Here is a 15,565-nt window from a genome sequence, read left to right as displayed (position 1 = left end):
CATTTTTTATATTTTCCCATTTAATGTTTTCTATTTTCACCTCTTTGTAATATTTGTTCCCTTTTTATTAAACATTTATTAAAATTCCATTAAAATACTTGCGAAGTATAAAGTTCATTTTTGCATACATCTAATTGTAAGTAAAATGATCAACAACTATTTTTTAAAAGGATCTGTCATTGCCGCATTTTTCCTTCAGGGCGGACTTTTCGGACAGACCCTTATCCATTACTGGAATTTTAATAACAATGCATCTTCAGCATCCATTACAACTCCTTCTTCCACTTTAGTCAGCGGATCTCTTGCTGCGATACCTGGAGGCACCAGTGAAATAGATTTTGCAGGCGGCACCGGACAAAATTTTAGTGATGCCAATTTAAATACGAGAAACGGCGATCCTTCGGGAACTCATTTAAGATTCAATAATCCTATTGGCGGAGCATTACAGTTTAATCTTCCTACCACAGGGTATCAAAATGCTGTTGTAAAATTTACAACCAGAAGATCGGGACAGGGCGCAGGAACCCAGACCTGGTCTTATTCAACCGACGGAACTACCTTTGTTCCGTATCAAACCGTCAGTCCGCAGGATGCCAGTCCTCAACTGATTACTTTTAATTTTTCTGCGATTTCCGGAGTTTCCAATAATCCGAATTTCAAATTAAAAGTAGAATTTTCGGCTACGGGAGGCGGAAGTGGAGGCAATAACCGTTTTGATAATTTCACGGTAGATGCTACTCCTGCGGGAGGACCAGATACGACCGCTCCTACAACTTCATATCTTCCGTCACACAACACAAATAATGCTTCAACATCTGTAAATCCAACCATCTCTTTTAATGAAAATGTAAGACGTACAGACAATTCCGCGATCAACGATTCTAATGCACAAAATCTTGTAGATTTCCGTATCGGAAATGCTTCAGGTACTCCAGTTCCCTTTACAACAACTTTTAACAATAATAAGATTACAGTCATTCCGGTATCATCCCTTAGCCCAGGGCAAACTTATTATCTGGCTCTTAAACCCAATACCGTTGAAGATTTAAGTGATAATGCGATTACAACCACAACATCCAGCACCTTTACAACGGCCGGAACAACAGTTTCTCTGGATAAGAATTTTATTAAAGTGAATGAAAATGCAGGAACTCTGGCATTCAAGATCAATGTTTCCAATCCTTCTACGGCAACGGTCAATCTTGTGATAAAACCTGCTCCTTTCAGTACTGCCAACAGCGGTGACTTTACATTATCCAACCAAACAATTAATATTACACCCTCCACAACCAGCTATACCGTTAATATCCCAATCATTGATGATACCCTTCAAGAACAGCAGGCAGAATATTTCGTGGTAAGTTTAGAAAACCCAGCGGGAACAACTATTTCAGGAGATAATTCGGCGACGGTTTACATTGTGGATAATGATCAGCCTGCACCGGTTCCTTCCGGACAAATCCAGCTGAACTATATCGGCAGCTTTGATCCTTCCGGAAATAATAACAGTTCTACCGAGATTGTAGTTCATGATCCTGCTTCACAGAAACTGTTCACCATCAGTTCGATTACAGATGTTTTTGATATTATTGACTTCAGCACTCCAACTGCTCTATCGGTGGTAAAAACCGTCAATATGGCTCCATATGGTGGAATCACAAGCATTGCGGTTAAAAATGGCATCATTGCTACGGCTTCTCCGAATGCAGACCCACAACAAAATGGTTCTGTCGTTTTCTTTGATATTAACGGAAACTTTCTGAAACAGGTAACTGTGGGTGCTCTTCCAGATATGGTGGCTTTCACTCCGGACGGAACAAAAGTGATCACGGCTAATGAAGGTGAGCCGAACGATGCCTACACGGTAGACCCTGAAGGAACAATCAGTATTATTGATATTTCAGGTGGTATTGGAAATCTTACCCAAGCCAACGTCACGACTATGAATTTCAATAGTTTCGATTCTCAAACCGCTGCTTTAACAGCAACAGGACTACGCAAAGTGAGAACCAATAATACGCTTTCTCAGGACCTGGAACCTGAATATGTTACGGTAAGCGCAGACAGCCAGAAAGCATGGGTAACGCTTCAGGAAAACAATGCGATCGCTGAAGTTAATTTAGCAGCGAAAACGATTACAGGCATCTGGGGATTAGGAAAAAAAGATATGAGCCTGCCTGGAAATGGTTTTGACGCTTCTGATAATAATGGAGAAATCTTAATTGCCAACTGGCCAGTGAAAACATATTACACGCCGGATGCCGTTCAAAATTTTAAAGTTGGAAATACCCATTATATTGTAACAGCCAATGAAGGTGATGAAAAAGATCTTTCCGGTTTCAGTGAAAGAACTACTGTTGGAGCCAATGCTTATACTTTAGATCCTGTTCTTTTTCCTCAGGCGTCTGTCTTAAAGGCATCTCATAATCTAGGCAGATTCAGGGTTTCCAGTGCAACGGGAAATACAGATGCAGATTCAGATTTTGAAGAAATTTCAGCTTTGGGCGCCCGTTCATTCTCGATTTTTAATGCTGACACCAAACAATTGGTTTATGACAGTGGTGATCGGTTTGAAAGATATATCGCAGCCTATCATCCACTGATCTTTAATGCCGATAATGAAGGCAATGGTGCCAAAAACCGAAGCCGGGCCAAAGGACCTGAACCGGAAGGAGTTGCTCTGGGAACGATCAACGGCCAGACGTACGCTTTTATTACCTTAGAGAGAACCGGCGGAGTGATGGTTTATAATATCACCGATCCTAACAATCCTACGTTTACAGATTATAAGCATTCCCGATCTACGTCAGCTTACGGTGGTGATAATGGCCCTGAAGGCATCACGTACATCGCTCCGGGAAACACCACCACCGGAAAGGGTTATGTCATTATTGCGAACGAGATCAGCGGAACATTATCCATGTATCAGGTTGCTTTCCCTGCTACCTTAGCAACGGGAGAAATAAAAACGGAGAAAGCTCCATTTAATGTATTCCCCAATCCGATAACGAAAGGAAATATCCTGTATTTCAACAGGTCTCAGGATTATGAACTGTACGATATGTCAGGAAAAATGCTTGGAAAAGATAAAAACGCATTAACCATCGACACTTCAAAACTATCTGCAGGCGTTTATCTTTTGAAACCTTCAGAAGGACGCATTAAAAGGGTTATTGTAAAATAGCCTATAAATATAATTCAGTTGATAGGGTCCCGGATTTTCCGGGGCTTTTTTTTGATCTGCAAATTCAGTAGATTTAAGGCCGTACTATGTCTTGAAATAATTAAAAAAAAATGTTTGGATTTACCTTTGATAGTGAAACAGAGCCGGAAATCATTGCACTTATGGATGATGTAAGAAATATTGAAAGCCCAGCGGGCATTATTTACCGTACCATACGATTAATTAATGTTGACGACGCTCACAATCTTTTATCAGCAATAGAAAATGCTGCAAAAATCTATGAAAACAATGGTTTCATTTGTATGCTTGATGATACAAAATCTATTGTAGCCAGAACTTTTATTAGTAATATCAGAATATTAAAGTCCAAAAAAAATAATATCACTTTATATGGACAGGTATGGTGTCATCCAAATCAAAGAAGTAAAAAATTATTTAAAACTAAGTTTGATGAAATACTTGAAATTTTTGAAGATTACCGTGTACAGGTTGTTTTAAAATAAAAAGTTCCGGTCGGAAAGCTTCGCTTTCCGACCGGAACTTGTCTCTATACTTCAATATTATGCTTTCGGAACTTCAGTTTCCGGATTCATATCATCAAAATTCTTTTTCTCTTTTTTCTCTGGAACGATTACAATCTCCTGTTTAGCCTCATCCGGCTTTCCTTTTAAATACTCCGGTAAATTAAGTCCGGCCATATTAAACAGGTCGTTCAATGGAGGTACAGATTTCATCATTCCCGAAACAAAATTGGCGGTAGAACCATTTCCATCCTGTCCGTTTCCACTATCCCAAACCGTGATTTTATCGATTTTAATATTTTTAACAGCTTCCACCTGGGTTTTAACCAATTCAGGAAGTTTTTCAATTAAAAGCAACTGGAAAGCACTGTTGGTATCTCCACCTGCAGCCTGTACGATTTTGTCATACCCCTGAGCCTGTTTGGTGAGGATTTCATAAAGCCCTTTTGCTTCGGCTTCCATTTTAGCAAAAATAGCATCTGCCTCTCCTTTCGCCTGCAATCTTATCTTTTCAGCTTCTGCCTCTGCGTCAATGATGGCTTTCTGTTTAGCAATTTCTGCATGTACTACAATATTGGCCTGTTGCGTAGAACGTTCTCTTTCTCCTCTGGCAACTTCCGCTTTCTGTTCTGCAAGGTAAGATTCTTCCAAAGATCTTGCAGCCTGTACTTTTTCCGCAGCGGTAGCAATTCTTAAGGCTTCCGCTTCTTTTTCTCTTCTTTCAGCATCAGAGTTCGCGATGGTGATCTTGGCTTCATTTTCCCCTTTTACCGCAATAGAGTTGGCTAATGAGGTGGCAATTCTTGATTCCTTTGCGGCTTCTGCTTTACCGATAGACTCATCTTTTATGGCCGAAGCAATACTGATTTCTTTATCTTTTTGAGTGATAGCAATCTTCACATCTCTGTCTCTTTGGGTTTCGGCAATCTGAGTGTCTTTTTCCCTGTCGGCAATTGCTTTACCCGTTTCCCCGATTTTAGTCTGTTCCGCAACACTGATGATCGCTTCGTTAATCGCTTTTGCAGCGGCTTCTTTACCCAAAGCTTCAATATATCCGGATTCATCTCTGATATCCGTAACGTTCACGTTGATCAGCTTTAAACCAATTTTCTTTAATTCGGTATCAACGTTTTTAGAGATATTGTCCAAGAATTTATCCCTGTCTGAATTGATCTCTTCAATGGTCATTGTTGCAATAACCAAACGGAGCTGACCGAAAAGGATGTCTTTAGAAAGTTCCTGAATCTGCTCCTGAGCCAGACCTAGTAATCTTTCTGCAGCATTTCCCATAGAATCAGGTTCTGTAGAGATGGCAATGGTGAACCGGCATGGTACATCTACCCGGATGTTCTGTCTGGATAAAGCATTGGTAAGATTAGCCTCAATGGAGATCGGTTTCAAATCAAGATAAGCAAAATCCTGAATAACAGGCCATACGAAAGCACCACCTCCGTGGATACATTTTGCAGAGCTGCCTCCTGTTTTACCGTAAATCACTAAAATTTTATCCGAAGGACATCTTTTGTACCTTGATATAAGGGCCAAAAACGTGACGAATAGTACAAGTACAATAACTAATGTTAAAATAAGACTTCCTGGTATTGCCATAAATAGTTTTTATAAAATGGTTGATAATGAATTAAATTTTTGAAACGACAAGGATCTTGTCATAAATGTAAGTAACCCTCACAGAATCGCCGGACGGGATCTTTTCTTTTTCTTCTGTCATAGCCGGAAGTTCGTGGCTGGTGCCATTGACAGAAATGGTAATCTTTCCTTTACCACTCATATCCGGAGGAATGGTAAGATAAACTTCACCTGCCCTGCCAATGAGATTTTCCATCTTAAAGGTATTATCTTCCGTAAGTTTCATGATCTGAAGGATCAAAATAAAGAATAAAAATATAAATCCTGCCCCAACAATGACGGCAACAAATACCAGCAGCGATTTGTTTCCTATGGAATGATAAAATGCAACACCACTCCATCCAAATCCTAAAAGGAAATTGATAAGGTTTCTGAAAGAAAATAACTGAAAAGGGCTGTCAGCATGACTGTCTCCGCTAAAATCAGAATGCATTACGTCTCCATGACTGCCTCCGACAAAAGTAAGAACTGTTTGAATTAAAAAGATAAAGCTGGCAGCTATGGCTGTATACCAGAAGCCTTGCTGAAGGGGTTCTAAATTTTGAAGAAATTCAAACATAAGATGCGTTTTTAACAAATATACTTAAAAAAAACTGATTTTTTAAATTGAAAATAATAAAAAACGAGAAGGCCTGATGGGATAATAAAACGTCACTATTTAAAGCTATCAGTCAATATATCATGTTTCAAACAGGATTGGTTTTTAATATCTTCGCTGCTTTAAGATAACTATGAATAAACTTTTTACAAGTGTAGCAATGGTGGCTTCTTTTTATAGCAACATCAATGCTCAGACAATCAATTTAGACCCCAATTTTGGAAGTGGAGGAATTGTCTCACTTCCATTAAATGGAGAAGCAGATGACCTGCAAATTACCCTAAGTTCTGATAATAAAATCCTTGCGTATGGAAAGGACATTATAACATCCGGGAATGTCAATCCCAATAAAATTTATAAATTAAATCTTGACGGGACTTTAAACACAAATTTTGGAAATGCCGGAATACTCACACTTCCCGACTACATAGGTGATTTTATTGTCCTACCTCAGGGAAATGGGAAAATTCTTGTGACCTTCCAAAGAACATCCGGTAGTGCTTCTTCTGAAACAAGTATTCTGAGATATGACCTAAATGGTATTTTGGATAACAGCTTTGGAAATAATGGGGAGTTTAAAACTTCTTATAACGGACCAAATGGTTTCAGATCTAACAATGCGGTTGTTCTTTCTGATCTTTCTATTATTTTAGCAACCGGAAGCCAATTCATTAAATTAACTCCGAATGGAAGCATTGATACTTCTTACGGAAATAATGGAAGCATCAGTCAGGTTAACAGTGGGAATATCCAACTATCAAATTCCAATATACTCGCCTTTTACGATCATAAGATTGATAAAATAACTTCCACCTTAACTCCGGTCAGTACATTTGGAACCAATGGAACCTTTACGTACCCTGACTCAGGAAGCTACTTTTCAAAACAGGCTACAGATAACAGTATCTATACTTTAGATTTAGATGGTAACACTTTCTACAATATCAGTTCCAATGGAAACTTATCCAGTACCGTTTTATTGACTGATGACAATAATAGTCTTGATTTCTACAGCAATTTTGACTTTTCAGGAAATAAAATATACTTTGTAGGAACAACATCTGCAGAGATTCCATTCATTGTAAGCTATGATCATTCAGGCAATCTTGTTCCTCTTAATTCCCAAAATTCTTACAAGGAGACATCTTTAGCACAAGGAAATTATACTTCTGTTTTAGCAAAAGACAATGTCATTTACGTAGGAGGTGACCAAAAGGATCTTTCAACCAATAAGTGGTATTATGTAGTGACAAAATACAATGTATCAACATCTACTTTATCAGCGAATGGAATCCAGCCTGAAAATTCCATTTCATTTGAGAATCCTGCTCAATCCCATTTGGTGTATTCCTCAAAAGAGAAAGTAAGAAAAATTGAACTCTATTCTACAGATGGAAAATTGTTAAAAATAATAACTGAAAATCATTCCAATATTTCAGATCTATCTAAAGGTGTTTATCTTTTAAAGGCTGAATTTGATCATGGAAAAATAGTGACCCGGAAACTGATCAAAAACTAATGCTGTTATAAAAGGACATTAAAGTTTATCATCCATTAGTTTTGAGTCAACACAAAAGCGCAGGGAATTCTGAATAAATCTATTTTAAGGGGAAATCCTTGTGCCTTTTGTTTAAAAGTTTTTAGCAAAGAAGTGATCGTCTACAGTCATCTCATCTTTTTATAAAATGTTTTTATACTTTTAATATCATTCATTTTGTACAAATTATACAACCTGAAAAAGGTAAAAAAATTTAGGTGATCCGTAGGAGATTTTACACTTATACTCTAAATGAAATCAGAACAAAAAAAGACAGGCTGAAAAAACCTGTCTTTAAAAAATATTTCGTGTAATTTTTTACTCTACATTGATTACTTTTTGAATCTCCGGAGCATGTTGCTTGATGGTATTTTCCACGCCCAGTTTCAGGGTTGAAAAATTCAGCGAACATCCGGAACAGTTACCCAAAAGTTTTACAAAAACCTGGTTATCCTTCACGTCAATAAGCTCGATATCACCTCCATCCTTATTCAGGAACGGTCTGATGCTTTCCAGAGCTTCCATTACTCTTGTTACTGTATCTTCGTGTTTTATATTTGTTTCCATATTTCTTTAATTCAATTCGGTTTTTTTTCAAACTTAATTGAAAATCATTATTTTTTAGCTTTCGGCGAGCATCCTGCCATGGTGGAAATCTTTACCGCTTCTGTAGGGGGAAGATTTTTATTTCTTTCCAAAAGACTTTCTACCATTTTTCTTGCGGTTTCTGTGTAGATTTCTGCAATTTTAGAACCTTCCTGAAGGGCTGCAGGTCTTCCTACGTCTCCAGCTTCTCTGATGCTTTGAATCAACGGGATCTCTCCCAATACCGGAATTCTCAGATCTTCAGCAAGATACTGAGCGCCCTGCTGTCCAAAGATGTAGTACTTATTGTCCGGTAATTCTTCCGGCGTAAAATACGCCATATTTTCGATTAATCCAAGAACCGGAATATTAATACTTTCCATCTGGAACATCGCAATCCCTTTTCTTACGTCTGCTAATGCCACGTGCTGAGGGGTACTTACGATCACCGCACCCGTTACAGGCACTTCCTGAATGATAGACAAGTGAATATCTCCTGTTCCCGGAGGAAGATCGATCAATAAAAAGTCAAGTTCTCCCCAGGCTGCATCTCTGATCATCTGGTTCAGCGCTTTTGAAGCCATTGGGCCTCTCCACACCACTGCCTGATTGGCACCTGAGAAATATCCTATAGAAAGCATTTTTACCCCGTAATTTTCAACAGGTTTCATCATGCTTTTTCCGTTGACTTCTACAGAGATGGGTTTTTCACCTTCAGTATCGAACATCGTAGGAACTGATGGTCCGTAAATATCGGCATCCAGTAATCCTACTTTGAAACCCATTTTTGCTAAGGTAACTGCCATATTTGCAGCAACCGTAGATTTTCCTACGCCTCCTTTTCCGGAAGCAATAGCAATAATATTTTGAATTCCCGCGATCTGTTTACCTTTGATCTGGCTAAGCTGAATCTCACTGGGCTCCGGAGAAACTATTTTAAGCTTCAGATGAATATCTTCTCCAAACTCACTTGCAAAAGCCTGCTTCATCGCTGCTTCCAGCTTTTTCTTTTCGTGCATCGCAGGAGAATGGGCAGTCATGTCAATATAAACATCATTACCCATGATCTGAAAGTTATTCACCAAATCATCTACCTCTATCTCTTTAAGGAAATCTTGAACCTTTTCTTTCGTCAACATACTAAATATAAATTGTTCACAAATTTACGGATTTTTTTGATAATTTAGAATCAATAAAATCTATAACCCAATGTGATAAATAACATGACAAAACAAACTTTCTCTATATTCTTATGCTCATCTTTAAAACACATTTTCATCATTAAACATATCACCTATGAATTCTACGATCTACCCCTCTAAACATGTATCTTCCAAAGGTATTTTCGCGTTGGGAACAACCAGATTCAAATGGTATGACCTCGCAGAAAATCTGGCTGACATCTCACCTCTGGATATCAGTAATGCTAAAATCTGTATTGAAAATGCTGTCGAAAATTTTCAGAATAAAGAAGATCTGGGATTTGTCATACTGCACAGATGTGGCAAAAACTATCTCTTGCTGGTCTGTACCTGGAGAAGTGAAAATGAGCTTTGGGAAAGTGTTTATTATGACGGTTCCGGAACATTTGAAGTCTGGGACAGAAATACAATTCATCTTCCTACGTATTGTGTCTGGGAAATGGGAATTGTATACCACGAATCCCAATCATGGAAAAAATTCCTGGGAACAGACCGTTCGGAAATTCATCAACAGCATTATCTGGATGACCTTTTCGAGGGAAAAGTTTAAGACCGTCTTTCAATTCAATAGCAACGGGCTTTAGCCCGTTTAGCAAATATACCGCCATTCATCTGGCTTTAGCCAAAACCTATTCAAACACAACCATTGTCATATCATAATTACATTCTGTTCTGCCGTTTTTTCAATATATTCGTTGACATAAATTGATGATATGAAAAAAAAACTGGCAGTTTTCTCCTTATTCATTGCTCAGATCATATATTCCCAGAATTACGCTCAATATGTAAACCCTTTTATAGGAACCGGGGGCCACGGCCACACCTTTCCCGGAGCCATTGTTCCTTTCGGAATGGTACAGCTTTCACCCGATACCAGGATAGACGGAAGCTGGGATGGATGTAGTGGCTATCATTATTCAGATGCGGTGATCTATGGTTTTTCGCATACCCATCTGAACGGAACCGGAGTTTCCGATTACGGGGATATCATGCTGATGCCTACGATGGGAAATGCAAGCTTAAACAGCAAAGACTATTCTTCAAAATTTTCGCATAAAAATGAAAAAGCATCGGCCGGATTTTATGCTGTGAAATTAGACAAAAACAATATTGATGTTCGCCTGACGACGACGAAAAGAGTCGGTTACCATGAATATACATTCAATAACTCAGGGAAGGCCAATATCATTCTAGACCTCAATCACAGAGATAAATTGCTGGAAGGTGAAGTAAAGATCATTGATGATAAAACCATTGAAGTTTTCAGGAGAAGTGAAGCATGGGCTACCAACCAATATATCTACGCCAGAATAGAATTTTCAAAGCCGATGCTTGAAACAAACGTATATGAAGCACATGCTGCAGTGCAAAAAGGTAGTATACAAGAAAATAATTTTTATTACGGAACTCAAGTAAAAATCGCTTTTTCCAATAAAGTTAAAAAAGGAGAGAAAATTCTTGTAAAAGTTTCAATTTCCCCGACGGGTTATGAGGGAGCCAGAAAAAATATGCTGGCAGAAGGCCAATCTAATGATTTTGAAATGGTAAAAAAGCAGGCAGAATCAGACTGGAACAAAGAGCTTTCAAAAATTGAAGTTAAGTCTGACGATAAGGATAAACTTTCTGTCTTTTATACAGCCCTTTATCATGTTTTTACCCAACCGAACATCAATATGGATGTGGATGGAAAATACAGAGGTCGGGACAACAAACTATACACCTCCACAGGGTTTGATTATTACTCCGTCTTTTCACTTTGGGATACATTCAGAGCTGCCCATCCGCTGATGACCCTGATCGACAGAAAGAAAACAGCCGATTTCATCAATACTTTTATCAAACAGTATGAACAGGGTGGAAAACTTCCGGTCTGGGAGCTGGCTTCCAATGAAACGGAATGTATGATCGGTTATCATTCTGTTTCTGTGATTGCAGATGCAATGGCTAAAGGAATTAAAGGTTTTGATTATGAAAAAGCATTCCAGGCCTCTAAAAATTCTGCCATGCTGGATATTTTTGGGTTAAATGCTTACAAGCAGAACCATTATATCAGCATCGATGATGAACATGAAAGCGTTTCCAAAACGGTGGAATATGCCTACGATGACTGGTGTATTGCCCAAATGGCTAATATTTTAGGCAAAAAGGAAGATTATCAGTACTTCATGAAACGTTCTCAGAACTGGAAAAACCTATACAATCCAAACAGCGGCTTTATGCAGCCCAGAAAGAATGGAAACTGGTATGAGCCTTTTGATGCAAGGGAGGTAAACAATAATTATACGGAAGGAAATTCATGGCATTATTCCTACTCCGTTCAGCAGGACATTCCAGGATTGATCGCAGCACATGGCGGAAAGGAAAAATTTGAACAGTTCATTGATGCTATTTTTGCAGCACCGGATAAAACCACAGGCAGAGAACAGGTAGATATTACAGGATTGATGGGCCAGTATGCTCAGGGGAATGAGCCGAGCCATCACATTGCTTACTTATATAACTATGTAGGCAAGCCGGAAAAGACCGATGCCAAGATCAAATATATCCTTGATAATTTCTATAAAAATACTCCGGACGGGCTTATAGGAAATGAAGACTGCGGCCAGATGAGTGCCTGGTATATCCTAAGTTCACTGGGAATCTATGCGGTTACTCCGGGGCTACCTGAATGGCAGACCACGACACCTTATTTTGATGAGGTTAAAATTCATTTAGAAGATGGCACCACAAAAGTAATCACAAAAAACACCAGTCAATCTGAGCTTCAAAAATTAGGGTTTGAAAATAGCAAACCTGTAAAAGATTTCAAATATACACAGCTCACCGCATCACCCATTATCGCTTCCGACAGGATTTTCGATTTCTCTTCAAAAGTACAGATCACTCCACTGAATTCTGGTGATAAAGTTTATTATATGACCCTTAATTCAGATGATGCGAATGTTAGAAAAACGTTTACGGCATACAAAGGTCCTTTCACCATTAGTAAAACCACTCAGGTTCTCGCGTATTCGGAAAGAAATGGTGAAAAGAGTTCAGTGACCGTAGCCAATTTTAACAGAAGGCCTAATTATTGGGATATCGACATCCACTCAAAAGCAACGCCGCAGTATACGGCTAATGGAAAACTGGCCCTGATCGACGGGATCAACGGTGATGTAAACTGGAGAAAAGGTGAATGGCACGGCTATCAGGGACAGGATTTTGAAGCCGTGATTGATTTAAAATCGCCTCAGCAAATCACCCAATTATCCTCTACTTACCTTCAGGACAGCAGAGCATGGATTCTGATGCCTAAGAAAGTGGAATATTATGCTTCCATGAACGGGAAAGACTTTGTTCTTCTGAAAACTACAGACCATACCATCGATCCAAAAGATGAAAAAGTACAGATAAAAGATTTCGGAGCAGAGATCCTCCCGACGGAAGCCCGCTACATTAAGGTAAAAGCGTACTATTTCGGAAAACTTCCCGAATGGCACCAGGGAGCCGGAGGCGAGGCGTACATCTTTATTGATGAGATTTCTGTGAAATAAATGATCAAACTCAATAGTATAAAAATTCCCCTTTGAAAAGTTCAAAGGGGAATTTTGTTTTTTAATTCATTCTCTCGGACCACTGCAATTCTTCAGGCAGCTCCATATCAGAAAATTCTATATGAATCACTCTTCTTCTCCTGCCATCAGTCGTTCTGTTGGAGCCGTGCAGGGTAAGGGGCTTCATGATCATGATACCCCCCTTCTGTACATCGCAGAATTTTTCGATTTCCGTTTTCCAGTTCATGGTTTCCGGTCTGTAGATTCCTTTGGTGTGAGATCCCGGAATGACTTTCAGTGCTCCGTTGTACTCATCCGTATCATCCAGATGGATCCTGATGGTACAGATATTTTCAAGAAATGGTAGTGGCGGCTGAACAGCAAACTGATTTTGCTTGGCCGTCCAGGGTCCGAAACCCGCTATTTCCATTTTTTTATCTACTGAAATTGTGAGATCCTGATGATAGGCCACATACCAGTTGGACGTTTCGGGTTTGTCAAAATAAATACTTTTTACAGCAAAATATTTGTCTCCGAAGAGTTTTCTGACAATGGTTTTAATGGTATCATTGAATATCAGATCTTTAATTTCCGGAATTTCTTTCAGGAACTGTCTTATGGCAAACACGTCAGCAGACTTTCTGAAATTTTCTTTTGATGCATCGGCCTTTGCGATACTCTTTGTTATCTTTTCAATCTCATCATCAGAAAAGATCGAATTGATTACGGTAAGACCTTTTTCAAGGAAGTATTGTTTATGGTTCTCTAAATATTGTTTTGTCATGTGCGTTTTAAACTTCCTGAGGTGTATTTTCAAGCTGTCCTTCCCATTTGGAGACAGCAGAAGTGGCGAGGGCATTTCCTAATACATTGGTCATACTTCTTCCCATATCACAGAAGTGATCGATTGGCAGGATCAAAGCGATCCCTTCCGGTGGAATACCAAACATCGAGCAGGTCGCTACGATGATAACCAGTGAAGCTCTTGGAACTCCGGCAATACCTTTGGAGGTAAGCATCAGTACTAAAAGCATGGTAATCTGCTGACCCAATGACATTTCAATACCGTAGATCTGAGCAATAAAGATGGAGGCAAACGTCATATACATCATACTTCCGTCAAGATTAAAAGAATAACCTAATGGCAGAATGAAAGATACAACCCTGTTATTGCATCCGAATTTTTCAAGCTCTTCGACCAATTTAGGGAAAACAGCTTCTGAACTCGTTGTAGAGAAAGCGATCAGCAACGGTGCCTTGATTCTTTTAAGCAGTTCGAAAAGGCGGTTCCCCAGGATCAGGTAACCTACCAACAGAAGAACCAGCCAAAGAACGGCTAATGCGAAGAAAAAGTCCCGCAGATAGACCGCATAAACGATAAATATCTGGAATCCGTTCATCGCTACTACTGCGGCAATTGCTCCCAAAACTCCAAGGGGCGCAAACCACATAATGTAGGCTACCATTTTAAGAATAGCATGGGCAATAATATCAAAAAGTTTAACCACCGGTTTTGAATATTCTTCACCCAAATTGGCAAGTGCTACCCCAAACATAATGGAAAAAACCACGATCTGAAGTACTTCATTGGTGGCAAAAGCTTCAAATAAACTTTTAGGGATCATGTGTTTTACAAAGTCTTCCAGAGAAAAACCTTTACTGCTTTTCAGAAGATCTTCTGCTGCAGCAGCATCCTGGATGGGAAGTTTGGTCACATGACCAGGCTCAAGCCAGTTTACAAGTATCAGCCCGATAAACAGGGAAACCAGTGAAGCAGAGATAAACCACAACATGGCTTTTGTCCCTACCCTTCCGATCATTTTGATATCGCTCATTTTGGCAATTCCTACCACAAGCGTGGTAAACACCAGCGGTGCGATGATCATTTGTACGAGTCTGATAAAAACAGTTCCCAGCAGTTTGATATTCTTGGAAAAAGGTTCCGCACTTTCAGGATATTGTGTGTGTACAACACCTCCAATGACTACTCCCAGGATAAGCGCAACGATAATGGCTACAAAAAGTTTATTTTGTCCTTTCATATATATAGTTCAATTCCCACAAATATAGCAGTTTTTCAATTGGTACAAGATTTTGTCCGAATCCGGTGAAGTTGAGATTAAGTTTATGATCCATTAAAATTAAATCCCTGATTTATAAAATATTGCAAAAAACTTAAGAAACATTTATTGATTTTTTATTCTTTTGGTACAAATTTTATTATTACATTTGATTGTATTAACAACATTAATAAATATACAATATGAAAAAAACTATCGCAATGGCTGCCTTAGCTGTAGCTGTATCTTTCGGAGCAGTTTCTTGTAAAAAGAAAGTTTCTGATGCCGATCTTCAGACTCAGGCTACAACCATCGTAACTTCTAATCCCAATGCTTCTGTAGAAGTAAAAGAAGGAGTGGCTCATTTAAGCGGAACTTTCGCTGACCAGCAGTCTAAGGATGCTATGATTACACAATTAAAAGCGATCAGCGGAGTAAAGGAAGTAATGGACATGTCTACTGTAGCTCCTGCTGCACCAGCACCTGTTGAAACGACATCTGCTGTAGATCCTGCAGTTCAGAAAAAAGTTCAGGATGCTGTTAAAGATTTCCCTTCTGTAAAAGTAGAAGTTGTGAACGGACAGCTTACGCTTACAGGAAATGTTTCAAGCCTTCAGGCAAGAAAGATCAAAGAATCTGTAGATGCTTTGAAAATCGGAAAGTATAACAATAACCTAGTCGTAAAATAATTTTAG

General features: G+C 39.0%; 12 protein-coding genes. 6 read left to right on the top strand and 6 right to left on the bottom strand.

The annotated features are described in order from the left end of the window. Positions 1–145: 145 nt before the first annotated feature. Complete coding sequence (locus tag EG346_RS12095; protein WP_123878889.1) at positions 146–3,184, top strand: choice-of-anchor I family protein; 3,039 nt, start codon at positions 146–148, stop codon at positions 3,182–3,184. A gap of 110 nt (positions 3,185–3,294) precedes the next feature. Next, complete coding sequence (locus tag EG346_RS12090) at positions 3,295–3,687, top strand: hypothetical protein (protein WP_073336127.1); 393 nt, start codon at positions 3,295–3,297, stop codon at positions 3,685–3,687. Positions 3,688–3,744: 57 nt separating this feature from the next. On the opposite strand, the gene EG346_RS12085 is transcribed toward EG346_RS12090, so the two are convergent. Further along, on the bottom strand, positions 3,745–5,313 hold the full coding sequence (locus EG346_RS12085; protein WP_073336125.1) for a flotillin family protein: 1,569 nt from the start codon (positions 5,311–5,313) through the stop codon (positions 3,745–3,747). Between the two features lie 31 nt (positions 5,314–5,344). Beyond that, positions 5,345–5,911: an NfeD family protein gene (locus tag EG346_RS12080; protein ID WP_073336123.1), complete on the bottom strand. Its 567-nt coding sequence runs from the start codon at positions 5,909–5,911 to the stop codon at positions 5,345–5,347. Between the two features lie 172 nt (positions 5,912–6,083). Between EG346_RS12080 and EG346_RS12075 the strand changes: the two genes are divergently transcribed. Further along, on the top strand, positions 6,084–7,469 hold the full coding sequence (locus EG346_RS12075) for a T9SS type A sorting domain-containing protein (protein WP_123878887.1): 1,386 nt from the start codon (positions 6,084–6,086) through the stop codon (positions 7,467–7,469). A gap of 336 nt (positions 7,470–7,805) precedes the next feature. Here the strand turns inward: EG346_RS12075 and EG346_RS12070 are convergent, their stop codons facing one another. Then, positions 7,806–8,054 carry a NifU family protein gene (locus tag EG346_RS12070; protein ID WP_073336119.1) on the bottom strand — a complete coding sequence of 83 codons (249 nt, stop codon included), beginning with the start codon at positions 8,052–8,054 and terminating at the stop codon, positions 7,806–7,808. A 47-nt stretch (positions 8,055–8,101) separates the two neighbouring features. Next, complete coding sequence (locus EG346_RS12065) at positions 8,102–9,211, bottom strand: Mrp/NBP35 family ATP-binding protein (RefSeq protein ID WP_123878885.1); 1,110 nt, start codon at positions 9,209–9,211, stop codon at positions 8,102–8,104. Between the two features lie 157 nt (positions 9,212–9,368). Between EG346_RS12065 and EG346_RS12060 the strand changes: the two genes are divergently transcribed. Together EG346_RS12060 and EG346_RS12055 are read left to right on the top strand one after the other, a co-directional pair. Continuing rightward, positions 9,369–9,824 (top strand): hypothetical protein, encoded by a 456-nt coding sequence (locus tag EG346_RS12060; protein WP_123878883.1) that lies wholly within the window; start codon positions 9,369–9,371, stop codon positions 9,822–9,824. Positions 9,825–9,987: 163 nt separating this feature from the next. Continuing rightward, positions 9,988–12,810: a GH92 family glycosyl hydrolase gene (locus EG346_RS12055; RefSeq protein WP_123878881.1), complete on the top strand. Its 2,823-nt coding sequence runs from the start codon at positions 9,988–9,990 to the stop codon at positions 12,808–12,810. Between the two features lie 61 nt (positions 12,811–12,871). On the opposite strand, the gene EG346_RS12050 is transcribed toward EG346_RS12055, so the two are convergent. Together EG346_RS12050 and EG346_RS12045 are read right to left on the bottom strand one after the other, a co-directional pair. Further along, complete coding sequence (locus tag EG346_RS12050; protein ID WP_123878880.1) at positions 12,872–13,594, bottom strand: phytanoyl-CoA dioxygenase family protein; 723 nt, start codon at positions 13,592–13,594, stop codon at positions 12,872–12,874. Between the two features lie 7 nt (positions 13,595–13,601). After that, positions 13,602–14,852, bottom strand: coding sequence for a dicarboxylate/amino acid:cation symporter (locus EG346_RS12045; RefSeq protein ID WP_073336109.1), 1,251 nt, complete (start codon positions 14,850–14,852; stop codon positions 13,602–13,604). Positions 14,853–15,073: 221 nt separating this feature from the next. Here EG346_RS12045 and EG346_RS12040 point away from each other — a divergent pair, with 221 nt between their 5' ends. After that, entirely contained in the window at positions 15,074–15,559 is a 486-nt protein-coding gene (locus EG346_RS12040; RefSeq protein ID WP_073336107.1) for a BON domain-containing protein, read from the top strand. Positions 15,560–15,565 lie beyond the last annotated feature (6 nt).

The sequence above is a fragment of the Chryseobacterium carnipullorum genome (assembly GCF_003815695.1).
GTDB lineage: Bacteria > Bacteroidota > Bacteroidia > Flavobacteriales > Weeksellaceae > Chryseobacterium > Chryseobacterium carnipullorum.
The sequence above is the reverse complement of the archived record's forward strand: the minus strand, read 5'-3'. Positions and strand labels throughout refer to the sequence as shown.